Raw genomic sequence first — 26,720 nt, 5'->3', positions numbered from 1 at the left:
ATATACCCTTTTACAAATGAAAAAAACACTGCGTCATCGCAGTGTTTAAACGTGAGAAACAAATAATGATTCAAGGAATTGAATTTTCTCTTCTGTATAGTGTTCATAGCGGTCATTATACGATTTTGGATCTTTTGGATTGGCATACTGTGTAATTTTCCCTGACCGTAGATCAATGAATTTACTTGCTGCACCGCACCCAATGCCAATGATTGTCTGTACTTCTTCCATGATAATGATATTATACAAGCTTTCCTGTCCATCTAATGAATACCCGACATTTTCGAGATTTCCCAAAATATTTTTTTGTCTATATAAATAATATGGGTAATAATGATGCGCTTTCGTCCAAGTGACCGCTTCATCCATCATACGTGTGATTTCTTCTCGGTCTGCTACTTGGTATTTCTCCTTATTGCGCGTCATTTCAGATGCTCTTTTAAAGGAAAGTGTATGCACAGTTAAAGATTCAGGCTTGAGTTCCTCAGTCTGCTGCAAGGAGTGCTGGAATTCTTTGAGCCCTTCTCCCGGCAATCCAATGATTAAGTCCATATTGATATTATTCATGCCGTACTGTCTTGATAAGTGATACTTTTCAATCGTTTCTTCCACACTATGATGCCGGCCAATAGCTTTTAGTGTTTCATTCTCATACGATTGCGGGTTAATGCTAATTCGGTCAATATTGTAGCGGTTTAGCACCTCTAGCTTATCAGGAGAAATCGTATCAGGACGCCCTGCTTCGACAGTTACTTCCCGTATATGCTTCACATCAGGGAACGAGCGATACATTTCTTCATACAGCAAATCCATTTCTTCCGCTGTGATGCTCGTTGGCGTGCCTCCGCCAAAGTAAACGGTCGTCACTTTGATCCCATGTTCTTTTAGCCATTCGCCCATTTTTTGCATTTCATAATGCAGACCAAACAAAAACGTTCCCACTCTACCAGCTTGTCCTTTAATGGCGTAAGCAGGGAACGTACAATAAGCACATTTTGTGGGGCAGAAAGGAATGCCGATATAAATACTCACTTCCTGCTGAAGGTCATACAGATCTGGGATGGCTTTAAGCTGACGGTCGACAATCTCCTGCATCAAATTGATTTTTTCATCATGAATCAAGTAATCACGCTTTAATGTCGCATGTGCATCTTCCTTTGACATGCCTTCTCTCAGCATCTTATGAAGCAATTTCGTAGGACGTATTCCTGTGAGAATCCCCCACTTTTGTGTCATTCCTGTGTGCTCCTGAAGCAAGTGTAAATAAACAGACAGCACTGTGTTTTTGATTTGCTTCCAGCGCTCCTTATCGTTTAAGTTCTTTGGGAGATCCCGTGAAAAACGACTGGTGATATCTGATCCATCGATATAGCCAGACGCTTCCACCATGCCATTTTCTTCCTTCCAACTAAATTCAATGACCAAACCATCATTAAATTCACTTGGTTCAAATATCACTTCACTATCTTCTTCAAATAAATTGGCTATATTGACAAGCGGGCGATGAAATCGTTCATCTGACAGCCCTTTAATTAAAATTCGCATCATATCACCTTTATCTTCAAACTTGTTTCATTTTACAAAATTCATGTAGGAAAAGCAATGAAGGGAACAGACGAAGGCCCTGTCATTTCTTGATTGACAGGGCCTTCACTGTATTATCTTTTAATATCAAATTGATGTAAAAATCCTTCTCTTTGCTGCATTCTAAAGTATTCCTTGATCATATATGCCACACCCTGTTCATCGTGCGAGCGGGTCACCCAATCGGCTTTGCGCTTGACATCATTGGGAGAATTTCCCATAGCAACGCCTAAACCAGCCAATTCAAGCATTGGAATATCATCTGTTCCATGTCCAATAACGACCGTATCTTCTAAAGTAAAACCGAGTGCAGAGGTTAAGAGAGAAAGTCCCGCTTCTTTCGAAACCCCTTTGCAGACAATATTCATTTTCTCATCACTGATCCTAATAAGATCAACAGATGGGAATGCTTGTTGAATGGTCCTGTGAATCTCAGGCTGAAGCTCCGCTGTCGAATATACTTCAATCACTGGTGTACTGACCGGTTCATCCATCAGCATATCACTTAACGATTCAACAAACTGAACGGGATAGAAAATTGGATCAGACGGATGAATGAGCGTCTTTCCCATCAGCTGAGACTGCGTTTTTTTCCGGTTGCCGATCGAGAATTTTTCATGCAGCAAGCGGACATTACAATCGAAGCTTTCAAGGATTTGCACAAGATTAAATGTCTTTTCTTCCGTTAATTTTTTCACATGAAGCGGCTCATCGAGTTTATCCGCGATAAATGCACCACTATGCGTCACAAGGGTTGATGTTGGAATCTTCAACGCCTTGGCAATTTTTTGAGCGGAACGAAAATGCCGGTTGGTGACAATCGTCACGTAAACCCCTTTTTTCTTTACATATTCCACAGCTTCTTTTGTAGCGGAATGGATTTTACCATTGGAACGAAGTAACGTCCCATCTATATTGAGTGCAAGTAGTTTTTTTGACACTGAGGCATCCCCCTTCTTGATGACTGTACTTACGATGAGGATATGCCCTAGCTTGGCGCTTTAGAACATGCAGTTGAAAGAGCCACAGGTTATGAATGATTGATAAATAAAAAAAGCCTACCCCTAGGCTTTTTTTTTATGTATGGTTTGGATGCGTTACAATGGAGTGATGAAGCTCCCCATGATCCCCTTATCTTTCACACACCAAAGCATTGCTTATATCAGATCCCCTTATGCTTTGCGTTTCTCCCAGAAGCGCTTCTCTCTCGTTTGGCTCACTGCCTTAAATCCCAAGTGAAACGCACCCAATTGTCCCTTGAGAGCGCCTTTTTGAAAGCACTTTCAATATAAGTATTATCGCAGAATTTATGTGCTTCGACAACCTTTTTTTAAAAGATATTGAGGAGAAAAGATAAAACAAAAAAGGGCGAATGACATCGCCCTTTCCATTAGTTTTCTTCTGGATTCCCATAAAGCTCTTCAAGTGGCTTCATGATAATTTTATTTAATTCACCGATAAGAACACTCACACGTTGTTCCGCTTCCATCAACTGAGAGATTTTGTCGTGCTGCTGAACAAGCGCAACTGTTTTTTGAGCTTGCTCCACTTCTTCTTGTGTGATCTCTTGACCAGTCATTTGTTTTTGTTGAAGGTTTACTTGAATGTCACGGAAGTTCTCAAACATTCTTTTAGAGGACTCATCCGCGTTTACCTCATCATAAAGATTTCTTAAAGTTGAATATTCTTCGCTATGACGCAATGCTTTTTCAAGGTCATATGCAACATCGTAAAGATTTACAGACATGTTATGTCTCCTTTCTATCCGTTATCACCGATATGATCGGCGGACACCACTCCACTATAACAAACTATGGCTTTCGTTTCACATATATACAATGAATTCATTAAAATTTCTTTAGCTTGTCTTAGAATAGAGCCACAAAAACAGCCTGGATAGCACCAATCATCCCGCCTAAAAGACCGCCTAGAAATGTAATCATTTTCAGCTCCTTATTGGAGATGCTGACTACTAGCTCTTCCATTTTTTCAAGCGGGAAAAGTTCAATTTGTTCACGAATGATATCTTCAAATTGCAGCTTAGCAAGCAGACCCTCTAAAGCATTTGAAGCCGCTCCGATCCCCTTATCAATCAACACTGGCGCAAAGTGTGTTTTAAGATCATCCGCGACAGCACTGACGTATATCCCAACAGGTTTGTCTAATATCAGCTTTGTAGAGAAATGAGAAAGCAATTGATTTTTCACACTAAAAATAAGTTCCTTCACATTCCATTTTTTATCAAGCTCATGAAGAGAAAATTGCTTCACCTTGTCCCATTCTTGAACAAGCAAATCGGATAAAAATCTTTTTGTTTCTGCGTTTCTTAAAAACTTGATGATTTCGGGATGTACACGATCAATTAAGCTTGAATTCCCTAGAAACATTTGGACCATACTGCCAAGCATTCCCCGTTCTTTTAAGAAATCATCAATCATATTGCCTAGCCTTGCTTTGCCTTCATCACTTTCAAAATAATGAATGCCTCTCTTTAAAATATAATCTGCTGCATTTGGAATTTTCGATGATATTTTGTTTTCCACTTCTACAGGGAGCAATTCAGATAAAGTTTGCTGGTTATAAGTTTCAAGCAGTGACTTGAGCTTCTGATCAGACCACTGATGGAGCCATTTATCTGCTTTGACATCAGCCTCTGTAACGCCGAATCTTTCTAGCAGGGAGAATACGGTTATCTCCATATTTGCGCCTTTGTCAATATATCGATGGACTGTACGCAGGATCTCTTGCTTTGCCTCGGATGATTCAAATCGCTTTTGAATACCTTCTGGCGTGAGCAAATGCTCCATAACCATGACACCAACCTGCTTGGCTACTTCGTCTCTTCTTTTAGGGATAAGCCCTGGTGTAAATGGAAGCTGTTTTCCGAATAAGTAATATGGCTTATAAGGCCGAAAAAGCATTTTAATTGCAAGATGGTTTGTCGCTGCTCCTATGACTGCGCCGATAACAATCATAAAGATAAACGTTGTGAATATATTCAAAGTCGTCATCTACCTTTCAAACAACACCCGATGTTTATTGTTTTGATCTATACGTATTATAGTTGTTGTCAAGTTTCCAAGCAAATGAAGTATGCAGCGAGACATATGATCAAGCGATCTGTCGTAATGATAAAGGAGCGCAAGCTTTAAGTAAAATCATAAAAAAACGTTTTTGTGATGGTAAAAAAAGAAGTTGAAAAGAAGGTGTTTTTTAATGACAACATTAGGTATTGTAACCCTTTCTCCGCAGTATGAAGAGGCATTTACACGTCAGCTCGCCAAAGCTGCCTCTTCTTATCATTTAAAGGTTGTTCGTTTTACACCACTTGATTTAAAGCCGGCTTCAAATTTGATACAAGGTCAAACATATATGAATGACCAAGGGTTTGCCGACGCACAGTTTCCGATTCCCGATTTGATTTACGATCGATGTCTTTACCGGCATGACGCACAATCTAAAAAAGCAAAACCCATCATGGAATGGCTAAAAAAGTATCCAAAAACAGATTTTTTGAATACCGGCATTTCAAATAAAATGGTGCTATTTGAACAGCTCCGCCTCCTCTCTGCTTTACAGCCATATTTACCTGGCTGCTCTTTATTAAAAGAGCCCTCAGATCTGATCAATATGGTAAGGGAGTGCGGGGCTGGCGGTTATTATAGAATGCAGCCTCTCTCCCAGCAGCATGCAGCATCTACTTACTTCATTTCCTTTGATGGCAAGTCAACATTCACCGTTCAGCTAAGTTCCAATCAAACCATTACATTTTCTCGGGCGTCAGAGATGGAGCGCTGGTGCAAAAAATATGCAGGCCGGTATTTCCTTCAATTTTTCAACACGAGTGATCAAAAAGAACCTTTATTTAATGAAATCAGGATTTTTCTTATGAAAGATTCACAAAATCAATGGAAACGCATGGGGATTCACACAAAATCACCTGCAGAAAATAGTCTTTTAAGTTATACACAAAAATCGGATCCTGTGATAGGCTTTGAACACTATCTACATACATTGCAGCCACACATCAAGGAGCTCCTTTTAGATGATATTGCATCCATTCAGGCATCAATTCCAGCTTATATAGATAAAACGTACTCTCCTTGCTTTGAATTCGCAGTAGACTTACTTCATACAAGTGAAGGCAGGCTGTTCATATCAAATGTCAGATCAAAGCCAGGACGGTCCGCTTTTTTAAAAGTTTACCCTGAAAAGGAACATCAATTGATTCGTACCATTCTTGAACATGCGCAATCGATGATGTCTCAACCGAAGGAGGTTTCTTATGAACAAAAATCGCTGCATCATCGCCCCACACCTCACAAGTGAAAAAACAATTCATCTTCCAGACCATTATAAACAGAAAGAGGCCATCTATTCTCTTGCTCTAGGGTCTCGTTTAGTTGATGGCTTCAACATTTCCTATCATCAGCATCCAAAGAAAATATTATTATCTGAAGATCTATACAGAGATTTACTGATTCCTTACCAATCAAAAGCTGATGTGATCATCATTGACCATACACTTTTTATAGGGCCGTTGATGGGCATTTTCACTGCAGGTTTTGAGCAAAGCACGCAGCCATTAGGAACAAGATCACAATTCTTTATCAAACTGCTGAATTCTTTCAGACAGCATGCTGGTTTTGCCTATCTTTTTGGGTCACATTCTATTGATTGGGAAAAAGGAATTGTAGAAGGATTGTTGTACCAGCAAGGTTCATGGGTTAAAAAACAGCTTCCACTGCCGTCAGTCATTTATGACCGTCTTCCAAATAGAAAAGCTGCTCAGTCAGCACTCATTCAAGAAACGAAGCGAAAACTCACCCAAGACTATAATATCCCTTGGTTCAACCCTTACTTTTTTAATAAATGGGAGATTCATGAACAGCTATTAACAGATGAAAAAACATGGTCCTTTCTCCCACATTCTGTACAATTAGATCCCATGGACGCTCTAAGTAAAATTGAAACACTTCTCCACCTGCATCAAGTTATATACTTAAAACCGACGAATGGAAGTCATGGAGACGGTATTTATCGGTTAAAAAAGGAAAATCACGGAATCACTGTATGCTCAAATTTTGGAAGGGCTATTCCATATGATTCAATAGATCAGTTTGTTCAAAGGCTGCGAAAAGATCATGCAATTCATGATTTTATTGCACAACAAGGCATTGAGCTTCTTCAAATAGACAATCAGCCGATGGATTTCAGAGTTCATACGAATAAAAATAAAGACGGTGATTGGACAGTCACAGCAGCAGCAGCAAAAATTTCTGGAGATCACACCATCACAACTCACCAGTTACACGGCGGAACGGTGAAAACACTTTATGCTGTCTTTCCAGAAGAAAAGAAACGTTTGCAGATTTTACATCAGCTTTCTCATACTGCCATCACGCTTAGCCAAGTAATAGATAAAAAAATGACCGGGCATATTGGTGAAATCGGTTTTGACTTAGGCATTGATCAAACAGGCGCCATTTGGATGTTTGAGGCCAATTCTCGCCCTGGCCGAGAGATTTTCCAGCATGTCTCTCTGAAAAAATCAGAATGGCTGATCGGGAAAAGAATCATGGATTTCGCATCTTACCTTTCAGAAACGGCACTCACCACTTCAGATCACGCGAACGTCTACTGACTACATTTTTGCCACATGTCGTGCTCTTAAATTTATGCTTTTTCTATGCTCTTTTCATGAGATGAGATACAATAAAATCAAGTTCAAGGTTGTTTCCGTGTTGTCGTGTTTGTTTATTGTTTCATCAATAAAAGCAAGGAGGCAATGATGATATGATTTCTCATTTTCAATGGAAACCTCTTTTTAAAAAAGCACAATTGCCAGGCTGGAAAATATCCTTTTTCCACAATGGTGCGCATTATGAAGGCATCTACCACAAAACAGGTGACATTGAATGGGGCTCTCAGCTTCCGCCCCATGAAGTTGAACCAACCTTAAAAGAAGAAATCCACGAATTAATGCTATTCCATGTCTATGATTAAACTGTTTAAGGAGCCCCGCCATGTTAGAAAAATTAAAACTTGTTTACGGAGACCATATCATCAGTACACCTACTCATGACAAACAAATTCTTTGGTATCAAACAGACGAAGGCGAAATATTTGGAGTAGACAAATCGGAGATTACAGCAAGAGAAACACTACTTCTCAACTCTTTTCTTACACCGATTGATCTATTTCAAAAAGCGCATACCGAGGGTGAACAAAGATGGTTCAGCTATCTTTTTGAAAACAAACCACTAACTGTCCAACATCCCGTCCGTGTTTATTATTTTCAAATGATCCATCAAGAGGAACAAAGACAGCAAATAAAAGAGGCTGTGAATAACAGCCTCGAACATACTCATTTCATATGGACAGGCCCTGAAACAGCTATGCTGATTCAACCAAACGCTACATCAGAAAATAGTCAATTAGATCAATTAAATGATTTGTCTCTGGCCATTACAAGTGATTTTTTAACAGACTCAGTCTTTATACAAGGGCAGCTGCATTTGCCAAATGACCATTTACAGATGAGATTATTAAATGAACAACAGCTCTTTGTATGCCACATGCAGCGAGAAAAGCTTAGATCAGGGGTTGCCACATTTTATCAATGCCTACCATCGTTCATTTGTTATGATGCATCTGTCCTCTCTCATGCTATATCAGATGCTTTTAAAGAAGCGATTGTTGACCGAGATGTTTACCGCACTCTCATGACCTATATGCAATGTAATTTAAACGCATCCAAAGCAGCAAAAGCATTATATGTTCACAGAAACAGTCTTCAATATCGAATTGATAAATTTATTGAGCGCACTGGGCTAGATATACGACATTTTTCAGAAGCATCGGCTGCTTATTTAATGATGACTCTACTCGATCTTTCATAAAAAACGAAGGTATGAGCATCCTGCCCAAAAATGAAAATAGGATGTTGTGCACGTTGTCCATTTACAGACTCTTCCCCATTTTATACACTTTATTCAACAATGAAGCGCTTTCAAAAAGAGAAACTGGGGAGGCTGACATCAAATGGCTGAAATAATGCTGAATCAAATTTATAAAGTGTATGATAACAAGGTAACAGCAGTAGACAACTTTAATCTACATATAGAAGATAAAGAATTTATTGTGTTTGTTGGTCCATCAGGCTGCGGAAAATCAACAACCCTTCGCATGATTGCAGGTCTAGAAGAAATTTCACAAGGAGACTTTCTGTTAGATGGAAAACGGATGAATGATGTAGCACCGAAAGACCGGGATATCGCAATGGTTTTCCAAAACTATGCATTATATCCTCATATGAATGTGTACGATAATATGGCTTTTGGATTAAAGCTTCGGAAGTTTCCGAAAGCAGAGATTGATGAGCGTGTTCGAAATGCGGCTAAAATATTGGGGCTTGAGCAATATTTAGACAGAAAACCAAAAGCACTGTCTGGCGGTCAAAGACAGCGTGTTGCCCTTGGCAGAGCGATTGTACGTGATGCAAAGGTTTTCCTTTTGGATGAGCCGCTTTCTAATTTAGATGCAAAACTCCGTGTTCAGATGCGTGCTGAAATTTCTAAACTTCATCAGCGTCTGCAAACGACATTTATCTATGTGACACATGATCAGACTGAAGCCATGACAATGGCAACCCGCCTTGTTGTGATGAAAGATGGTTTTATTCAGCAGGTTGGAGCACCGAAAGATGTATATGAAAACCCAGAGAATGTGTTTGTAGGTGGATTTATCGGCTCACCTGCAATGAACTTTTTTACAGGAAAGCTCTCTGACGGCGCCATCGCGGTTGGAAAAACGCACATTCGTGTACCAGAGGGAAAAATGAAAGTATTACGCAGCCAAGGCTATATTGGAAAGGATGTCATACTAGGCATCAGACCAGAAGATTTTCACGATGAACCAGTATTTATAGAGGCGTCTGAAGGCACAAAAATTAATGCTAACGTAGAAGTAGCTGAATTAATGGGAGCAGAAACGATGCTTTACTCTTCTATCGATGATCAATCGTTTATTGCACGTGTTGATTCTCGTACCGATGTACAGGCCGGACAGTCTATCCCTCTTGCGATTAATATGAACAAAGCCCATTTCTTTGATTCAGATACAGAGCTGCGCATCCGCTCAGCTGAATAAAAAGATATATAAGCAGCGCCATCACTCATTATTGGGTGATGGTTTTTTGTATGTTCACACAACATTTACCATGTTCTTTTCTCGTATGTTTTTTTCGGAAATAACCATAATACTTAGTACAAAGCAGTTACTGCATTGGGTTTCGCCAAGTGGCAAATGACTTGATCATTTCGCTGGTGCGATTCCAGCAAACCCAACCAAAAAAATAAATCATATACAAAAAGGAGAATCACATCATGGCAAATTCTAATAGTTCAAACCAATTACTAGTTCCTGGAGCAGAGCAAGCAATCGATCAAATGAAATACGAAATTGCTTCTGAATTTGGTGTAAACCTTGGAGCAGAAACTACAGCTCGTGCTAACGGTTCAGTTGGTGGAGAAATCACAAAACGTCTTGTGTCTTACGCTCAACAAAACCTTGGCGGAACAAAAGCTTAATTTCATACCTGGATCATAGAAGGCACCTCTTATGGTGTCTTCTTTTTTTGTTTTTATCCCTCACCAAACTCCTTTCAGCTCATATCATGTAGTAGAAAGGAGCGGATCTTCATGGACATTATTTCTGGTATGAACTTTGAACTTTTACAATTTGTAGGGATCTCTCTATTAAGTGAATATGGTCATAGTATTCGGTCCTTTCACCTTTATAAAAAGAGCATCACATAAAAGTTGTACCATTTTGGGTTCTTTTCACTTATAGTATGTAGTGGAGGGATCGAACAGATGAAAATAGCTCTTTTCGGTGCTCATGGACGTGTAGGACAAGCATTTCTTCGTTTCGTTCAAGTAGATGATCGTTACATGGTTCGTTCATTGATTCGGACAAACCGGGAAGAAATGCTTGCGGGTATGTTTCAAGTCACCGGCAATTCAAGAAATCGAGAAGATGTGCTTGAGACAATGAAAGGAGCAGATATTGTTGTGAGCTGTCTATCAACAGATGGTGATGATACATTATCTGTTTCAATGGAGCATATCGTACAAGCCATGAAGCAAACAAATACATCTAGAATTATTACAATTGGTACAGCAGGTATTTTAAAAGCAAGGCAGCAGCCGGAGCTTTACCGTTTTGAAACAAATGAATCAAAGCGGACTACTTCCCGAGCAGCTAAAGAGCATGCGAAAGCGTTTGAAATCCTTCAATCAACTGATCTAGATTGGACCATTATTTGTCCAACCTATTTACCAGATGGAGAAGTGACACGGTCATATCGCTATGAGAAAGATTTTCTCCCTATAGATGGAAAGAAAATTTCAGTTGAAGATACCGCACACTTTTTATATCAGCAGTTAAATTCGAAGGAATTTGTGCATCAACGCGTCGGCATCGCTTATTGATGTTGCAGCCTGTCCAAATGATATAACCTGTAAAAATCGTCGACTTTTTCATGCAAAGGAAAAGAGCCTCATTCAATTTGAAGAGGCTCTTTTTTCTACTATTCATCAACTGTTTGCAACAGCGCCTTTTTGCAGTTCATACATTTGCGCATACAGCCCTTCTTGCTGCATGAGTTGTTCATGACTGCCACGCTCGACGATTTCACCTTTTTCTAACACCAAGATCATATCGGCTTTCTTAATCGTGGATAATCGGTGAGCAATCACAAAAGTCGTTCGTCCTTCTTTGACTACATCAAGCGCCCGCTGAATGATCGCTTCTGTTTCTGTATCAATGTTGGCGGTGGCTTCATCTAAAATTAAAATCGCTGGATCGTATGCTAATGCGCGCGCAAATGAAATCAACTGACGTTCCCCTGAGGAAAGGGTGCTTCCCTTTTCAACGACTGGTTCATCAAAGCCTTGCGGCAGATGCTTCAATAACTCTGCTGCGCCTACTTGCTTTAATGAGGATTCAATGGTTTCTCTTTTGATGTCTTCATTTCCTAAGCTGACATTGGAGGCAATCGTTCCCGAAAATAAATACGGATCTTGCAGCACAATGCCCATTTGTTTACGCAGCGTTTGACGCGACTGATCATAAATGCTTTCGCCATCTATGAGAATGTCTCCTTGCTGAATGTCATAAAAACGCAGCAGCAAGTTCATGATCGAGCTTTTCCCAGAACCAGTATGCCCCACAAGTGCAACCGTTTGACCTTTCTTAGCTTCAAACGTAATGTTCTTTAAGACATTTTTCCCTTCATTATAAGCAAAGGTGACATCTTTGAACTGAACGTGTCCCTCCAGCTTCTTCTGAACAGGTTCTTCCACCTCTGTACCGGGTTCATCTAATAATCGGAACACCCTTTCCGATGAAACTCTTGCTAATTCCAACCTAGAGAATTGATTCACAATACCTGTGATCGGCTGAAACAATCGATTTAAATAATCGACAAACGCATAGAGCACACCAATGGACACAATGCCTGTCGCACTTAATGACGCACCGCCAAAATACCAAATGAGCGCCACATATGCTAAATTTCGCAGCAGGTTAACCAAGTTATGTGAAAGAAGTGAATTTAAATGCAGCATCTTTCGCTGATACCGAAAGTGATTGTTGTTCAGCTCATCAAATTCCTCTTTCGTCGCTTTCTCATGACGAAACGCTTGAATAATGGTCATCCCTTGAATGGCTTCATTTAACTTGGCATTGATTTCACTGATGATCGAACGAATTCGGTGATTGTACACGGATGCAAACTTTCTGTAAGTCATCGACCATAGGAATATAATTGGTACTGCGACCAAACAAATGAGTGCCAGCTTCACATTTAATAAAAACATGGCAATGTAAATCCCAATCATGTAAATGGCACTCGTCACAAAATTAGCAAGGACTGTGACATATAGGTCACGAATGGTTTCCGTGTCATTGGTGATTCTCGCGACAACCTTTCCAGCCGGTAAATTATCAAAATATCGGATCGGCAGCGTTTGGATGTGCTCAAAGACGTCTACCCTCATTTTTTGAATAATTCGATTTGCAATCCTCTGGAGCAAATAATGCTGCCCATACTGAAAGAAAATCGCAACGATGAGCAGCCCTAGATAAAATAGAACAAGCTGCACCAAACCACTGATTTCTGGGTGATAAAAAGCAAAAATCTCTTCTTTTGATAAACGCTGTACCTCATAGGTCTCACGCTCGTTCCCATTATCAATGGTGAGCTGATCTCCCGATATTTTTCTGTTTCCATCAAAACGAATCGGCTCATTCACAAAATAGTAACCGAACCCGACTTGCACCACATTGATTTGCTTTCCAGATTCCATTCCATTGTTTAATCGATCGCTTCGTATATAGTTATTTCCCTGGTAATAAACGGTTTTGTCTGTCTTTTCATTGACCTCGACATACGGTTTTTCTACACCTAAAATATGATCATCAATCATTTTCTTCCCAATAAACGGTCCTGTCAGCTCAGCACCAACTGCAATCATTAGAAAGATTAAGGCAACAGACAGTACTTTCTTATATAGGAGTGCGTAGGCAAGGAGTCTTCTTCCTGTTGTCATGCCTCATCCCCTCCTTCCAGCTGATTTGTCAGCTGCTGACGCAAAAATTGTTCTTTATACCACCCATCCTGCTGGATGAGCTCGTTGTGAGTGCCCTTTTGGACAATGCGTCCTTCTTCCATGACAAGAATGAGATCCGCATGTTCAACAGCTGATAGGCGATGAGTCGTAATAAACGTCGTTTTGCCATGACGGTTTTGTCTTAGATTTTCTAGGATAGCGGTTTCTGTTTTTGCATCTACCGCAGACAATGAATCATCCAAAATTAAAATGTCTGGATCAATTAATAAAGCACGTGCAATGGATATTCGCTGTTTTTGTCCGCCTGACAGCGCAACACCTTTTTCCCCAACCATGGTCTCCAAACCCTCTGGCAGAAGGCGTAGATCCTTTTCAAAGTAAGCATCTTTGATTGCTTGTGCTAACTCATCTTGTTTCGCGTCCCGATGACCAAAGCGCATATTCTGTTCGACACTTTTTGAGAAAAGAATATGATCCTGCGGTACGTATCCGATCCATTGAAATAACTGATCTAATTCAATGTCTTGGATTGGAACACCTGATAGCAATAGTTGCCCATCACCTGCCGGGTACTGGCGCAGAAGCTGTTTGACAATGGTCGTTTTGCCGCTTCCCGTTTTGCCTGTAATCCCAATCGTCTGCCCTTTTCGAACGGTAAAGGACACATCAATGAGATTATCTTTAGGTGAAGTTGGATACCTGAATGTCACGTGATCAAACTCAATATCTCCAGGCTCTTGTAACGTTTTCGGCTGAGCAGCGTCTGTTACGTCCGGCTTGTAGCTGAGTGTATGATTCAACCGGTCTAACGACGCATTTCCTCTTTGCATAATATTAATCAATTCGCCGATCGCAAACATTGGCCAGATCATCATGCCAAGATAGACGTTAAATGCAACAAGCTCCCCAATGGTTAAATCACTTTGAAATACGAGATAGGCTCCGTAGCCGATTCCGATTAAGTAGCTGATCCCCACAAGTAATTTCACTGTCGGTTCAAACAAGGAATCAATGATCGCCACTCGCATGTTTTTTTGGAATACATCATCTGTCATTTCGCGAAAGCGTTTGACGTCTTGTTTCTCCTGCACAAAAGACCGAATGACTCGAACGCCTGCCACTGATTCAAGAACACGATCGTTCATATCACCAAATGCATCCTGAGCGACAGTAAAGCGCTCATGGATTTTGCTGCCATAAAACGCAATTAAGAGCGCCATCAGCGGCATAGGGATAATCGCCATTAAGGTTAATTTCCAGCTAATTGTCAGACCCATCGTAAAGAAGATCATCAGCATATAAGCAGTGGAATCAACCAAGGTCAGAACGCCAAAGCCTGTCGTTAAGGCTACAGCATTTAAATCGTTTGTTCCTAATGCCATTAAGTTACCGGTTTTTTTCCTTTCATAAAAGGTCGGTGTCATCTTCAGCAAGTGGCGCATCAGTTTCCCGCGCATCACACGCTCCATGACATTTGCGCCGCCAAATAACTGATACATCCAAAAATATGTAAGTGTATAGACGACGACACCGAGTAAGCAAAAAATGGTCACATAAAACAAAATACTGGATGTTGTAAATTGACCAGAACGAATGTCATCCACTGCCTGGCCAAGGTATCTTGGCGGCAGCATTTCAAGCACATTCACAATGAGCAAAAGCGTAATAGCGATTGTATAACGCCTCCACTCTTGTTTAAAGAACCAGCCTAATTTCGCAAATACTGAAAACATGTTTGTCTCTCCTTTTCAAGCTAGCCGCTTTCTAAATTTTCCTGCAAGTCACCTTGTTTCGTTTTTTGGGCTTTTATCATTTGTCTTGATTTTGGCATGTTCACATGCTTTCACTCCTCTTCATTTACTTGTTGTTTTCCATCCCTTTATTTCGGAATGCGAAATGAATACAACAAAAAAAGAGGCCACCAGCTGGCTGGTACGCCTCTTTTCGTCATGTAAAAAGGCGCATGTTGACAAATACGCAACATACGCCTTGATTCATCCGATCAATTGGAACATACGAGTTCCTTTTCAATGACCAATGAAGGTGTAATTGTCACGTGAATCAACCCATTCATGCAGTTTGATTTCATTCTTCCAATGTTGCACATGACATTTCCTCCTTTTGGCTCTTGAATCTTTTTTTATCTTATAGCGGCTGTCACCATTTTGTCAATAAATATTTTTCAATAAATGAAATTTTCTAACAAAAATCAATCTCCCTTATGTGTATCTTTTTCTATTAACGGGTATACCATGAGTGTAAAGACTCCTTTTGAAAGGAATGAGGACATTGTTTCAAGCTGATCGGATGGTCGTTGCGTTTGATGGACATGAAGACAGTAAGAAAGCATTAAAGAAGGCAATCGCTTTAGCCAAAACCTTGCATGCCAAGCTGACCGTTGCCTATGCCCATGATGGCAAAACAGGCAGACAGGTGTTTGATGCACCGCGCCCAATGACTGGCGGAGCTTATATCGGCGGCGGTACGGCAGATCTTCAAACACCCCCTGTGTATGTGCCTCATGATGAACAGCAAAGTCCCTTGATTTTTGAAGACCATACAGAAGAGGTCGTCGCAGAAGCAAGAATGCTTTTAAATGAGGAGCAGTTTGAGGCTGCCATTGAAATTGTGGAGGGAGAACCGGCAGAAGCGATTATCGAATATGCTGAGGAAATATCAGCAGACCTCATCGTCATGGGAGCACGTGACCAAAGCAGATTGAAAAAAATGCTATTTGGCAGTGTGAGTGAAAAGTTATCAGCAAAATCAGATATACCTGTGCTTATTGTGAAATAAATGCATCACAAAAGGCTGTAAACGAATGTTTACAGCCTTTTTTATTTATGAAGAGATCGATGCTTCATTTTCATGTTTAATTTTTTGCTGGAAGCCTTCCTGTACGCGCTTTGTCAGCTCGCCTGGAACGCCTTTCCCTACTGGCTCGCCATCTATTTCAACAATCGGAATGACTTCAGCCGTCGTCGAGCTGATGAAGATTTCCTGAGCGCGCAGCAGTTCTTCTTTGCTTATTCGATTTTCTTCAACAGTACATCCTTCTGCCTCACATACCTCCAGCAGCTTTCTACGGGTAATGCCGTTTAAAATGAGATTGTTTGCAGGGTGAGTGCGAATCACGCCATCAATCACGGCATATACATTCGAGGAGGTTCCCTCGGTCACAAAGCCATCTCTTATCAGGATTGCTTCAAACGCACCAGCTTCAGATGCTTTCTGCTTTTCCATGATGTTATATAAAAGGTTTAAGCTTTTGATATCACATCTTAACCAGCGAAGATCCTCAGATAATATGGCCTTTGCACCAGCTGTCTGCTCTTGAACAGGCTTTTTCACCTGGAACGTATATGCCGTGATTTGAGGAGTGAGAGAATCGCTATATTGATGCTTACGAGGAGCGACTCCCCGCGTGACTTGAATATACACACCGCCATCTGTTAATTGATTGTGAGCGACGAGCTGTTTTAACTTTTCTTCCATATCAGATACTGTACCTTGCAGATGAATACCAATTTCCTTTGCACTCTTGAACAGACGCTCTGTATGCTCCTTTAACGTAAACAAAGTACCATTGTATACTCGGATGACCTCATAGACTCCGTCACCAAATTGATAGCCTCTGTCCTCAATATCAACATGTGCATCTTTTTTTTCAATGAAATCTCCATTGTACAATACTTTCATATGGAATCTCCCCTTCGCTTTGCAATAATGGTTGAATCTGATGCTATCTTAGCGGATAAATGAGTACGTTTCAATGATTATTCAGAATTATTTCACATCATATGAAATGGATAACTTTCTATTGTAACAAATATAGATTCATAACCAAAAAGATTCCAATTTTTTAGCATCTTCTATATTCATAGGCTCTTTTTTCCTGTATACTGACACCATATAAACATGACAAAAAACAGCGGAAAAAGACAGAATCTACTACATGATTCGACACAAATTTTTGATTTATTGGAGCGATTGTAATGCAACGGGTTAAAAAAAAACAGACACCTTCAAACACAATGCTGCTCTCAAAGGCGATTGGTTTTGTCATTCTGACACTGATCCTCTTTTTTATTTGGGATATGTCCAAAACCAATATGCAGGCAGCAGATCAGCCGGCGAAATTGTCTGCGAGCAGTCAATTTAGGGACACAAGCACTAGTATGAAAGCAAAAGATGCTTCTAGGAAAACATTAGATGCACATTTTAAGATCGATTCTAATAAACATGTAACGGATCAAACAATCTTTTTAACCTTTGATGATGGTCCATCAGCGACTTCAAATCAGCTGTTAGATGTGCTAAAAGCGCAAAAAGTGAAGGCTACATTCTTTATGCTCGGGCCGCAGATTAAAGAACACCCGGCAGCTGTGAAAAGACTCCATCAAGAAGGACATCAATTAGGGCTTCATGGTATTACCCATGATGTGAAACGCTTTTATCAAAAAAGTGATTCTCCTGTTAACGAGATGAAGGAAGATCAGCGCATTTTGGCTTCTGTCACAGGTGAGTATACCCATCTTGTAAGAACACCTTATGGCAGCACCCCCAATTTAACCGATCAGCAAAAAGCACGTTTAAAACAAAAAGGCTTTGTCTACTGGGACTGGACCATTGACAGTCTGGACTGGAAATATAAAAGCTCAAAATATGTACCAGAGGTATTAAATCAGCTACAAGTGCTGGAAACAAAATATCCAAAAGAACCAAAAATCATCTTAATGCATGATCAGCCGGCAACAGCAAAATACTTAAGCAGCTTAATCACGCAGCTAAAGGCAAAGGGCTATACATTTGAAGTTCTTGATGAAACAATGAAGCCGCTGCAGCAATAAAGAAAAACCCGCACCTTTAGGTGCGGGTTTTTTAATGATTTATAAAGCTTTCACGAGATCGCCAATTCGCTCATGAAAGACAAGATCAAAAAGCGGATCGAATTCTGTTTCACTCAAATTCATCATCACCATGAAGATGGAAGGATCATGGGCTGCGTCTTCTGGAATATATCTTGCTGGCGCTACTTCTAGGGAAGTCCCCATGACAAGGAGCATGTCCGTTTTCTGAAGTGATGCCTCCACTTGGTCTAAATGTTTGACCATATCTCCAAAAAGAACAACATCTGTTTTTAGCACACGTCCGCACGTACTGCCATCAGAGGAAACCCTTTGACAGACAGGCACCTCTTCTTTTAACAAATAAGGCAAATCATATACCGCCTGGCAGGATGGACAAGTAGCCGTTTGAATGGAACCATGGAGTTCATATACGTGCTGGCTTCCCGCCTTTTTATGAAGACCATCAATATTTTGGGTAAAAATATCCACATGCTTCCCTTGTTGCTCAAGGCTGGCTAAAAAGATGTGCCCGCTATTTGGCTCGTATTCCCCGCTCATTTTCATCTGAAACAATTCCTTAAATTTCGGCCAAAATTGATGAGGATTTGATAAAAAGTAGGACCGGCTCATCACCTCCATGCGAGAAGTATCTTCCGTCCACAATCCACCCGTTGATCTAAAATCAGGAATACCCGATTCTGTACTCATACCTGCACCTGAGAGTACTGTGATATGTGAAGCCTGCGATATTCTCTCTCTTAGCGCTTCCACCTTTTTTTGATCCACGTACCATTCCTCCTTTATTCACCCAGCTGTTTCTCGCCTTTTTGTTTCATATAAATGGTCTGTCCAGGGAAAGCAAATTCTACACCTTCTTCGTGGAAAATATCTATGATGCGATAGTTAATGTCCTGCTTAATATCAAGGTTTTCAGACCAAGCTGTCGTGTTTGTATAAAAGTTGAAAAACAAGTTCAAATAGCTGTCTGCCAGTACATCGAGATTCACCATAATCGTCTCCTTATGCACACCATCATGCTCGTGAAGCATCTGTTTGAGACGCTTAATACACTGATCAATGTTTTCCTTTGGTGTATTGTAGGAAACGCGAACAGAAAACGTAATCTGACGTTTATTCATTCTCGTCCAGTTTGTGATCGGCTCCTTAGAAAGCGTAGAATTCGGAACGGTCACAACGGCTTCAGCAGGTGTTCGAAACTTTGTGCTTCGAAATGTAATATCTTCAACAGTCCCAAGAACACTTGGTGTCTCCACAAAGTCGCCCATCGTAAAAGGCTTCTCTGTAATGATGACTATCCCTCCAAAAAAGTTAGCCACTGTATCCTGCGCAGCCAGCGCAAAGGCTAGACCACCTAAACCAAGACCTGCCACAAGTCCATTGACATCATAATTAAATTCTTGTGCAATGATACTAATACTTAGTGCGATAATAATAAAACGAAGTACCTTTGATAAAAACGGTGCTAAAATATCATCCATTTCTAATTCAAATTTCGAATTGACCTTTTGAAATAAGAAGGAAGATGCTGCGGTTAAATTACAAAGTCCCCACGTCAGCATCAAAATAATGGAGGATCTATACAATTTAATGATGACATCCATATGATGCTCAAAGTATGGCGCCTGTCTTAACGCAAAATATAAACCAAGTGCCACGAAAAACAGTCTGGCTGGTTTTTCAAATGCCACAACAATTTGGTTAATGACCTCCGTCTTCGACCGATTTGTCAGCCTAAACAGAAGTTGAAATAAATACTTCGTAAATACTTTCCGAAGCAATAAAAACAGCAATAAAATACAAAGGCTGATTCCAATTTGGATCGCAATATCTACTGTAAAATATGTATCCATCCATTTTTGTGTAAACATGTCTGTCTCTCTCCTTTAAAACAATCCTCTCTAGTTTATAATATAACCTTCGTTCATGTCCTCTCTTAAATGTCTGACCTCTACATAAAAAGCCTCGGGAATAATCCCGAGGCATGATGTTCAAATATGAAATTTTGGCTAGAGACATATCGACGGGCAGCAAACTACTTTTTCTTCTGAGCCTGATCAAGGAGAGTCGCTTTAAACATTTCAGCATCCGTTTCGGCCTTAATACGTTCTTCCACTCTAATTCTCCCTTTACCCAATCATCTCGCCTCCTTTTCATCATTATAAAACATCAGAATTTTCAGTCAACATGACGAAAGCACTAATATTTTGACGAACGCTGACGATTTGGACAAAATTGATCGAAGAAAAAATGATGTAGTTCAGATTTACTCAATAAGAGCTTGGGATATTCCTGCAACTTTTCACCTTTTATACACGATGCTTTCTCACCACAAGCCATGTTCCATTACATACAGCTCTCCCTCGTTCCATATAGTAAAGAAGGAAAAACAGCAAAAATTTGATATGATAAGACCAGAACTTATGTCAGGAGCTGGAGCATGTGTATATTATCGCACATAGAGGGTCATCAAGCGCTGCCCCAGAAAATACAATCGCCGCATTTGATTTAGCTGTTCAGCAGGGTGCGGATTATATTGAGTTAGACGTCCAGCTGACAATGGATCAGCACGTAGCCGTTATCCATGATGATACCGTTGATCGAACGAGTAACGGAAGCGGATTAGTGAAAAGTTATACACTTGATCGGCTGAAGAAACTGGATGCAGGAAGCTGGTTTGATTCTCAGTACGCCAACGAACGAATTCCCACCTTACAGGAAATCCTTCAAAGGTACAGTCAGCGTGTCGGGATACTGATTGAGATCAAGCATCCAAAACGGCAGATTGGGATTGAAAAAGCAGTTGTCGACATCATCAACCGGTTTGCCTATTCCCGTCACATCATGGTTCAATCTTTTGATGCCAATGCCCTTCAAAGAGTCAAAGCTTACGCCCCTTCTCTTCGAACGGCTTTTATTATAAAACCCTCTGCCTTCAAACTGACGAAAAGGAAATTAGCGGAGTACAGCTCCTTTGCGGATTGCCTTAATATGAAGAAAACGCTGATCAACAGATGGTGGATTGATCGCATCCACTCATTTGGAATGGATGTCTTTGTATGGACAGTGAATGACCAAAAAACAGCCGACAGGATCAAAACATATCCCATTGATGGAGTGGTGACGGATCACCCGCCATTTTTTCTAAAGGAGAAATGATGTAAATGAAAGCATATCTCGCCGTATTTATCGGTGGACTAGTTGGTACCCTTTGTAGATATGAACTTAGCCAGTCCGTTGTCAGCCACACATTCCCCTATGCAACGCTGATTGAAAACATTATAGGCAGTCTGCTTCTTGGCTTTTCAACAGGGTATTTTATGTTTCGGAAGGGAAAAAAATATCTTGCTGCTTTAATCGGAACAGGATTTTGTGGTGGTTTTACGACAATGTCCACTTTTTCTAAAGAAACAGTTCTCTTATTACAGGATGGACTGTTCACATCAAGTGTCATGTACATTCTACTCTCAGTGATTGCTGGAGTGGGCGCTGCCTTATGTGGACTGATCACCGCTCAGCACCTCTTTCAACAAAATGAGCAGCCGAAAGGAAGCAGATAAATGATTGTATTGTATACAGCTGTTGCTGGCGGGATAGGCAGTGCCCTTCGTTTTTTCCTCAGTCAATCGATTCAGAAAACCAAGTTTCATACTCGTTTTCCGTTTAGTATTATTCTCATCAACTTACTCGGCGCAGCCGGTTTAGGTTTACTGACAGGTGCAGTGACTAACAATGATCCGCTGCTTATGATCATTGGGACTGGTTTTTTCGGTGGTTTTACAACATTCTCTACATTTAGTGTAGAGGCTGCGTCCATGCTGCATGAGCGGCAAATTGGACAGCTTGCTGTCTACTTATTGGTCACCATCATCGGGTCTTTATGTCTGTTTGCTGCGTTTTATCAAATAGGACAGCATCTTTTTTAAATATTGGTGATGGCGGCTAAGCTGATGAGCAACTGATCCATGAGCTGGCGCTTCATCAAAAAGAGTGTTTTTTCACTATAGCCGATTTCCATTGCACATTTTGCCATCCGCCAATCTCGAAAATATTTATAATCGATGAGCTGCTGTTCTATTTCATCCAACTCTTTTAATGCCGTTTCAATACAAGCAACGATGAGTTCATACTGACTTTTTTGCTCTTCTAACTTTTTCCGTGTCATGTGGTCGAGATGATGCGGGCTTCTTTTTTCAAGCTGCCTTTCGATATTTAAGATCGCTGCTTGATAATTTTTGAAATTCTTTAAATGAAACTCAATTCGTTTCATTGAGGTTTTTTTCTCCGTGATACTTGCTGTTTCGTACCAAAGCATGTCCATCCCCCTTTATCGAACGTTTGTTCTTATTATATACCGAACATATATTCGTTTAAAAGAGACTAAATACCTAAAAAAACCTTGAGCTTATTTTTCGCTCAAGGTCATTTCGTTTACTAGCAGCGGCTCCTTTATATCAAGCCCAGTGCGTGCACTGCCTTTTTCTGCCGATGTGACACCTTTTTTTAAATCAATCTTTTTAACGTAACGTCCATCCATTTCCAGCACTTTCATTCGAATATCATCAAGATAGATGGATTGTCCTTCTCTAATATCAATATTCTCTTTTAAGATGAGCCCGCCGATTGTATCAATTTCCTCATCATGATATGAAATCTCGATCAAATCTTGAACTTCATCCAATCTCACTTTGCCATCTAAAACATAATGATGATCGGCTCTTTTTTGAATAACTGGCTGCTCATCTTCATCGAATTCATCTCGAATATCTCCGACAATCTCTTCTAAAATATCTTCCGTTGTGACAAGCCCAGACGTTCCGCCATATTCGTCAGTTAAGATCGCCATATGCATTCGATCACGCTGCATCTTGACGAGAAGCTCTTGAATAGGAATCGTGTCGATGACCTCAATCACTGGATATATATAATCTTGAATTTTCAGTTGATCTTTTTCTCCTTGATACACAAGATCTGCAAAGAGCTGCTTTTTGTTCAGCATGCCGATAACATGGTCTTTATCTCCTGAAAACACAGGGAAACGTGTATACTTTTCCTGCGTCATAATGGCGAGGATATCATCTAACGGCATATCTTCTGGAATCGCACAAATTTCTCTGCGCGGTATCATGATCTCTCTGGCAATTCGATTATCGAAATCGAAAATCTTGTTCATATAATTATATTCTGATGGGTTGATTTCCCCATTTTTTAAGCTCTCAGATAATAAAATCTTCAGTTCCTCTTCAGAATGGGAATGTTCTTTTTCAGACCCCATATCGATGCCCATCATTTTAGTTAACAAACGGGCTGACCCGTTTAACACATAAATGAAAGGGAACATAAGGATATAAAATGCATGCAGCGGGCCTGACAGCCATAGCGTCATTTTTTCCGCCTTTTGAATGGCAAGCGTTTTTGGTGCAAGCTCACCTACAACTACATGCAAAAAGGTAATAATAGAGAACGCAAGTGTTGCTGAGATCAGGCTGATTGCTGAATCAGGAATGTTTGTCAAACCAAAACCTCGAACCAAAAGTTCTTTCACAGCCGGCTTACCAATCCACCCTAAACCAAGGGATGTCACTGTAATACCGAGCTGACAGGCTGACAAATATTCATCTAGCCTTGATGTCACCTTTTTCGCCATGATGGCCTTTTTGGACCCTTCGGCAACAAGCTGATTAATTCTTGAACTTCTCACCTTTACTATGGCAAATTCAGATGCAACAAAGAAAGCTGTTAAAGCAATCAAAACACCGACTATACTCAGATTAACAATATCGTCCATTTAACCTTGCTCTTTCTTTGAAGAACAAGGAGTCACCTCCTGATTGATGATGTTATGTTTTGCAAAACGGTTAACTGATTAAATAAGACGACTTTGAGGGCCCCACTTAACCACCTCCGGTTCACGTGAAATTCCGCCTCTCTACATATATATGAAACGGTATTCATTTTATCTTACCATAAATAATCTGAAAATTCCTGTATCATCATGCTGTTTTTGACATGACTGACTAAATTGAGGGAAATCCTCCTCTGTTTCTTCTTATTGGCAGGAAATATGAACAATTAACTTGTGTTTCAGACTAGAATTATATTAAACTATTTTCATAAACTATAACGTGACGGTTAGGAGGAGATGTTCAGATGGGGCTGAGAAAAAGTATCGTATTGGTGAACTAGCACAGATTGCACAGGTAACGAAACGAACTGTAGATTATTATACAAATCTAGGTTTGCTTGCGCCTGTTAGATCTTGCTCAAATTATCGTTATTACGATGAATATGCTTTAAAACGATTACAATTAATCGTTCTTTGCAAACAGCAGAGATTGGCTCTTTCTGACATCAAATCCAGATTAGATGAACAATTTCCTTCTCAAAAGGAAGATCAAGATGAACTTGTCCATTTAACCTCTGATATCGATCGGATGAATGAGCATATGGACCGCATTTTGGCACGTTGTAAGCAGCTTCAGCCAGAACAACGTGAAAAACTAAAAGAACAGCTTACTCCTGAAAAAATGACGGCTGTCCAATCATTTTTACTGCTGTTAAGTTAAAATTTTTACTAAACAGGAGGTGTTACCTTCGTTCTCAAAGTCAGAACGAAGGCCTTAATTGGACATAGTTAATTTACTCATAGTTGCTTTACTTATAGCTTTAACCGCGTTTTTCGTTGCATCAGAGTTTGCGATCATTCGCTTAAGAAGCTCAAGAATTGATCAGTTAATCGCAGAAGGTAATAAAACAGCAGTTGCTGTCAAGCATGTAACGACTCACCTTGATGAGTACCTATCAGCCTGTCAGCTTGGTATTACCATTACCGCCCTTGGTATTGGTTGGTTAGGGGAAGAAACAATTGCACATATGCTTGCTCCACTATTTGTAGAGCTGTCCATTCCTCAATCAGCTAGTTCTATTGTCACTTTTATTATTGCGTTTAGTATCATGACGTTTTTACACGTTGTCGTTGGAGAGCTTGCACCAAAAACGCTTGCCATTCAAAAGGCGGAGCAAGTATCCCTTCTATTTGCTAGACCACTGATGATCTTTTACAAAGTGATGTTCCCGTTCATTTGGGTATTAAATGGTTCTGCTCGTTTGTTAACAAAAGCGTTTGGTCTTCAGCAAGTATCTGAGCATGACATGGCGCACTCTGAAGAAGAATTGCGGATTATTTTATCAGAGAGCTATAAGAGCGGCGAGATTAACCAGTCTGAATTCAAATATGTAAATAAAATTTTCGAATTTGATGACCGTCTGGCGAAAGAAATTATGATTCCTCGTACTGAAGTTGTCAGCTTCCCTCATGATATTACCATTGAGGAAATGTTGAAGGTAACAAAGGTAGAAAAATATACACGTTATCCAATTGAAGATGGCGACAAAGACAACATTATCGGTGTTCTAAATATTAAAGAGGTTCTCACTGCCTGCATTAGCGGTGAGTGTTCTACAAGTGATACGATCGAAAAGTTTGTGAATCCGATTATTCATGTGATTGAAACGGTTCCTGTTCATGATTTATTGCTCAAAATGCAGCGTGAACGTGTACACATGGCCATTTTATCTGATGAATATGGCGGTACAGCAGGTCTTGTCACTGTTGAAGACATTCTTGAAGAAATCGTCGGTGAAATTCGTGATGAGTTCGACATTGATGAAATCAACGAAGTGCGTAAACTTGGAGAAGACCATTACATCTTTGATGGCAAGGTCCTTGTTGATCAAGTCAACCTGCTATTAGGTATACAGCTTGATAATGAAGAGGTCGACACAATCGGCGGCTGGTTCCTTACTCAGAAATATGAAGTAGAGAAAAATGACGCCATTCGTGAACAAGGCTATGAATTTATCATTAATGAAGTCGATGGACACCATGTGGCATACATCGAAGTAAAAAAGTTAAATGAACAATTATTAGAAGCAGCTGAAGAAGGCGCTTCTTAATAAAAAAACGACCCTTGCCTAAGCAAGCGGTCGTTTTTCTTATGACTTTTCAATTAATTGAGCTTCTAGCTCTTTGATTCTCGTGTTTAATACTTCCGTCATGGCACCTAATCTTTCTTTTGGCGGGAGATGGTCAAATTCAGACAGTTCAATCGGTTCACCGATGATTAAGCGCATTTTCCCTTTTTTGAAAAGACTTTTCGCATTTGAAGGTCCTTTATATGCAGCTGGAACAATTGGCGCTTTACCGAGCTGCGCAATGGTCACTGCCCCTCTTTTTAAAGGAACATCCTCTGTTGTACGTGTTCCGCTTGGAAAAATCCCAACGATCTTTCCCTCTTTTAATAATTTAATGGGCGTTTTAATACTGCTTGGCCCAGGGTTCTCTCGATCAACTGGAAAGGCATGAATCTTTTTTAAAAATCCACCGATCCATTTATTCGCAAACAATTCTTTTTTCGCCATGTAATGGATCTCAAACGGAAGAATTCCTGCGCCTAATGCAAGAACATCCACAAAACCCTCATGTGTACAAGCAATGACAAACCCCCGATCAGTTGGCAGATTCTCTTTTTGATATACTTTGATTCCACCTCGGAGACCAAATATTAATTTGACGGTATAGCCTGAAAATTTATACATAGTGCACTTCCTTTGTTTGAAAAATGAAGGATTT

General features: G+C 40.2%; 27 protein-coding genes. 14 read left to right on the top strand and 13 right to left on the bottom strand.

What is annotated here, in order from left to right; genetic code table 11:
* Positions 1–45 precede the first annotated feature (45 nt).
* The 4 genes from ACN6NB_RS04730 to ACN6NB_RS04715 all read right to left on the bottom strand — a co-directional run bounded on the left by ACN6NB_RS04730 (position 46) and on the right by ACN6NB_RS04715 (position 4,586).
* A complete protein-coding gene (locus ACN6NB_RS04730) occupies positions 46–1,545 on the bottom strand; it encodes a coproporphyrinogen III oxidase (protein WP_474253324.1) in 1,500 nt (499 codons plus the stop codon).
* A gap of 113 nt (positions 1,546–1,658) precedes the next feature.
* On the bottom strand, positions 1,659–2,525 hold the full coding sequence (locus ACN6NB_RS04725; protein ID WP_144490873.1) for a Cof-type HAD-IIB family hydrolase: 867 nt from the start codon (positions 2,523–2,525) through the stop codon (positions 1,659–1,661).
* Between the two features lie 449 nt (positions 2,526–2,974).
* Complete coding sequence (locus ACN6NB_RS04720) at positions 2,975–3,331, bottom strand: YlbF/YmcA family competence regulator (protein WP_024425750.1); 357 nt, start codon at positions 3,329–3,331, stop codon at positions 2,975–2,977.
* 121 nt (positions 3,332–3,452) lie between these two features.
* Positions 3,453–4,586: a DUF445 domain-containing protein gene (locus ACN6NB_RS04715; RefSeq protein WP_474253254.1), complete on the bottom strand. Its 1,134-nt coding sequence runs from the start codon at positions 4,584–4,586 to the stop codon at positions 3,453–3,455.
* A 214-nt stretch (positions 4,587–4,800) separates the two neighbouring features.
* Between ACN6NB_RS04715 and ACN6NB_RS04710 the strand changes: the two genes are divergently transcribed.
* The 7 genes from ACN6NB_RS04710 to ACN6NB_RS04680 all read left to right on the top strand — a co-directional run bounded on the left by ACN6NB_RS04710 (position 4,801) and on the right by ACN6NB_RS04680 (position 11,078).
* Positions 4,801–5,913, top strand: coding sequence for a YheC/YheD family protein (locus ACN6NB_RS04710; RefSeq protein ID WP_039177539.1), 1,113 nt, complete (start codon positions 4,801–4,803; stop codon positions 5,911–5,913).
* Positions 5,870–7,228: a YheC/YheD family endospore coat-associated protein gene (locus ACN6NB_RS04705; RefSeq protein WP_064498252.1), complete on the top strand. Its 1,359-nt coding sequence runs from the start codon at positions 5,870–5,872 to the stop codon at positions 7,226–7,228. Before ACN6NB_RS04710 ends, ACN6NB_RS04705 begins: the two co-directional genes overlap by 44 nt.
* Before the next feature lie 152 nt (positions 7,229–7,380).
* A complete protein-coding gene (locus ACN6NB_RS04700) occupies positions 7,381–7,590 on the top strand; it encodes a YheE family protein (RefSeq protein ID WP_003211787.1) in 210 nt (69 codons plus the stop codon).
* Positions 7,591–7,610: 20 nt separating this feature from the next.
* Positions 7,611–8,486 carry a helix-turn-helix domain-containing protein gene (locus ACN6NB_RS04695; protein ID WP_039177533.1) on the top strand — a complete coding sequence of 292 codons (876 nt, stop codon included), beginning with the start codon at positions 7,611–7,613 and terminating at the stop codon, positions 8,484–8,486.
* Between the two features lie 142 nt (positions 8,487–8,628).
* Positions 8,629–9,735 carry an ABC transporter ATP-binding protein gene (locus ACN6NB_RS04690; RefSeq protein WP_064498251.1) on the top strand — a complete coding sequence of 369 codons (1,107 nt, stop codon included), beginning with the start codon at positions 8,629–8,631 and terminating at the stop codon, positions 9,733–9,735.
* A 236-nt stretch (positions 9,736–9,971) separates the two neighbouring features.
* Entirely contained in the window at positions 9,972–10,175 is a 204-nt protein-coding gene (locus tag ACN6NB_RS04685) for an alpha/beta-type small acid-soluble spore protein (protein ID WP_039177528.1), read from the top strand.
* Positions 10,176–10,460: 285 nt separating this feature from the next.
* Entirely contained in the window at positions 10,461–11,078 is a 618-nt protein-coding gene (locus ACN6NB_RS04680) for an NAD(P)-dependent oxidoreductase (RefSeq protein ID WP_039177527.1), read from the top strand.
* Between the two features lie 105 nt (positions 11,079–11,183).
* Here ACN6NB_RS04680 and ACN6NB_RS04675 read toward each other — a convergent pair whose 3' ends face one another.
* Entirely contained in the window at positions 11,184–13,199 is a 2,016-nt protein-coding gene (locus ACN6NB_RS04675; protein WP_144490871.1) for an ABC transporter ATP-binding protein, read from the bottom strand.
* Positions 13,196–14,953, bottom strand: coding sequence for a multidrug ABC transporter ATP-binding protein BmrC (bmrC, locus tag ACN6NB_RS04670; protein ID WP_144490870.1), 1,758 nt, complete (start codon positions 14,951–14,953; stop codon positions 13,196–13,198). Before bmrC ends, ACN6NB_RS04675 begins: the two co-directional genes overlap by 4 nt.
* Positions 14,954–15,509: 556 nt before the next feature.
* On the opposite strand from bmrC, the gene ACN6NB_RS04665 reads away from it, so the two are divergent.
* The gene (locus ACN6NB_RS04665) at positions 15,510–16,016 is read left to right on the top strand and encodes a universal stress protein (protein ID WP_095408097.1); all 507 of its coding nucleotides are present in this window, start codon (positions 15,510–15,512) and stop codon (positions 16,014–16,016) included.
* A gap of 45 nt (positions 16,017–16,061) precedes the next feature.
* Here the strand turns inward: ACN6NB_RS04665 and dat are convergent, their stop codons facing one another.
* On the bottom strand, positions 16,062–16,919 hold the full coding sequence (dat, locus tag ACN6NB_RS04660; RefSeq protein ID WP_144490869.1) for a D-amino-acid transaminase: 858 nt from the start codon (positions 16,917–16,919) through the stop codon (positions 16,062–16,064).
* Positions 16,920–17,215: 296 nt separating this feature from the next.
* On the opposite strand from dat, the gene ACN6NB_RS04655 reads away from it, so the two are divergent.
* A complete protein-coding gene (locus tag ACN6NB_RS04655; protein ID WP_039177516.1) occupies positions 17,216–18,070 on the top strand; it encodes a polysaccharide deacetylase family protein in 855 nt (284 codons plus the stop codon).
* 39 nt (positions 18,071–18,109) lie between these two features.
* On the opposite strand, the gene ACN6NB_RS04650 is transcribed toward ACN6NB_RS04655, so the two are convergent.
* From ACN6NB_RS04650 to ACN6NB_RS04640, 3 genes are all read right to left on the bottom strand, one after another.
* On the bottom strand, positions 18,110–18,841 hold the full coding sequence (locus ACN6NB_RS04650; RefSeq protein ID WP_445285727.1) for an NAD-dependent protein deacylase: 732 nt from the start codon (positions 18,839–18,841) through the stop codon (positions 18,110–18,112).
* Between the two features lie 29 nt (positions 18,842–18,870).
* Entirely contained in the window at positions 18,871–19,959 is a 1,089-nt protein-coding gene (locus ACN6NB_RS04645; RefSeq protein WP_039177507.1) for a mechanosensitive ion channel family protein, read from the bottom strand.
* 164 nt (positions 19,960–20,123) lie between these two features.
* A complete protein-coding gene (locus ACN6NB_RS04640; protein ID WP_017360338.1) occupies positions 20,124–20,225 on the bottom strand; it encodes a YhdX family protein in 102 nt (33 codons plus the stop codon).
* A 305-nt stretch (positions 20,226–20,530) separates the two neighbouring features.
* On the opposite strand from ACN6NB_RS04640, the gene ACN6NB_RS04635 reads away from it, so the two are divergent.
* Genes ACN6NB_RS04635 through crcB (ACN6NB_RS04625) form a run of 3 tightly spaced genes read left to right on the top strand, consistent with a single transcriptional unit; the run spans position 20,531 to position 22,014 of the window.
* Positions 20,531–21,247 (top strand): glycerophosphodiester phosphodiesterase, encoded by a 717-nt coding sequence (locus ACN6NB_RS04635; protein WP_039177505.1) that lies wholly within the window; start codon positions 20,531–20,533, stop codon positions 21,245–21,247.
* A gap of 5 nt (positions 21,248–21,252) precedes the next feature.
* Positions 21,253–21,648 (top strand): fluoride efflux transporter CrcB, encoded by a 396-nt coding sequence (gene crcB, locus ACN6NB_RS04630; protein ID WP_039177502.1) that lies wholly within the window; start codon positions 21,253–21,255, stop codon positions 21,646–21,648.
* Positions 21,649–22,014, top strand: coding sequence for a fluoride efflux transporter CrcB (crcB, locus tag ACN6NB_RS04625; protein WP_039177499.1), 366 nt, complete (start codon positions 21,649–21,651; stop codon positions 22,012–22,014).
* Here the strand turns inward: crcB (ACN6NB_RS04625) and ACN6NB_RS04620 are convergent.
* Positions 22,011–22,403: a hypothetical protein gene (locus ACN6NB_RS04620; RefSeq protein ID WP_034282242.1), complete on the bottom strand. Its 393-nt coding sequence runs from the start codon at positions 22,401–22,403 to the stop codon at positions 22,011–22,013. The genes crcB (ACN6NB_RS04625) and ACN6NB_RS04620 overlap by 4 nt on opposite strands.
* Before the next feature lie 90 nt (positions 22,404–22,493).
* The gene (locus tag ACN6NB_RS04615) at positions 22,494–23,876 is read right to left on the bottom strand and encodes a hemolysin family protein (RefSeq protein WP_039177497.1); all 1,383 of its coding nucleotides are present in this window, start codon (positions 23,874–23,876) and stop codon (positions 22,494–22,496) included.
* 337 nt (positions 23,877–24,213) lie between these two features.
* Here ACN6NB_RS04615 and ACN6NB_RS04610 point away from each other — a divergent pair, with 337 nt between their 5' ends.
* Complete coding sequence (locus ACN6NB_RS04610) at positions 24,214–24,654, top strand: MerR family transcriptional regulator (RefSeq protein WP_075622707.1); 441 nt, start codon at positions 24,214–24,216, stop codon at positions 24,652–24,654.
* A gap of 58 nt (positions 24,655–24,712) precedes the next feature.
* Positions 24,713–26,044: a hemolysin family protein gene (locus ACN6NB_RS04605; RefSeq protein WP_039177491.1), complete on the top strand. Its 1,332-nt coding sequence runs from the start codon at positions 24,713–24,715 to the stop codon at positions 26,042–26,044.
* A gap of 39 nt (positions 26,045–26,083) precedes the next feature.
* Here the strand turns inward: ACN6NB_RS04605 and ACN6NB_RS04600 are convergent, their stop codons facing one another.
* Positions 26,084–26,686 carry a lysophospholipid acyltransferase family protein gene (locus ACN6NB_RS04600; RefSeq protein WP_039177489.1) on the bottom strand — a complete coding sequence of 201 codons (603 nt, stop codon included), beginning with the start codon at positions 26,684–26,686 and terminating at the stop codon, positions 26,084–26,086.
* Positions 26,687–26,720 lie beyond the last annotated feature (34 nt).

Source organism: Bacillus sp. 11B20 (assembly GCF_056098985.1).
This window is presented reverse-complemented; position numbering and strand designations above follow the sequence as displayed.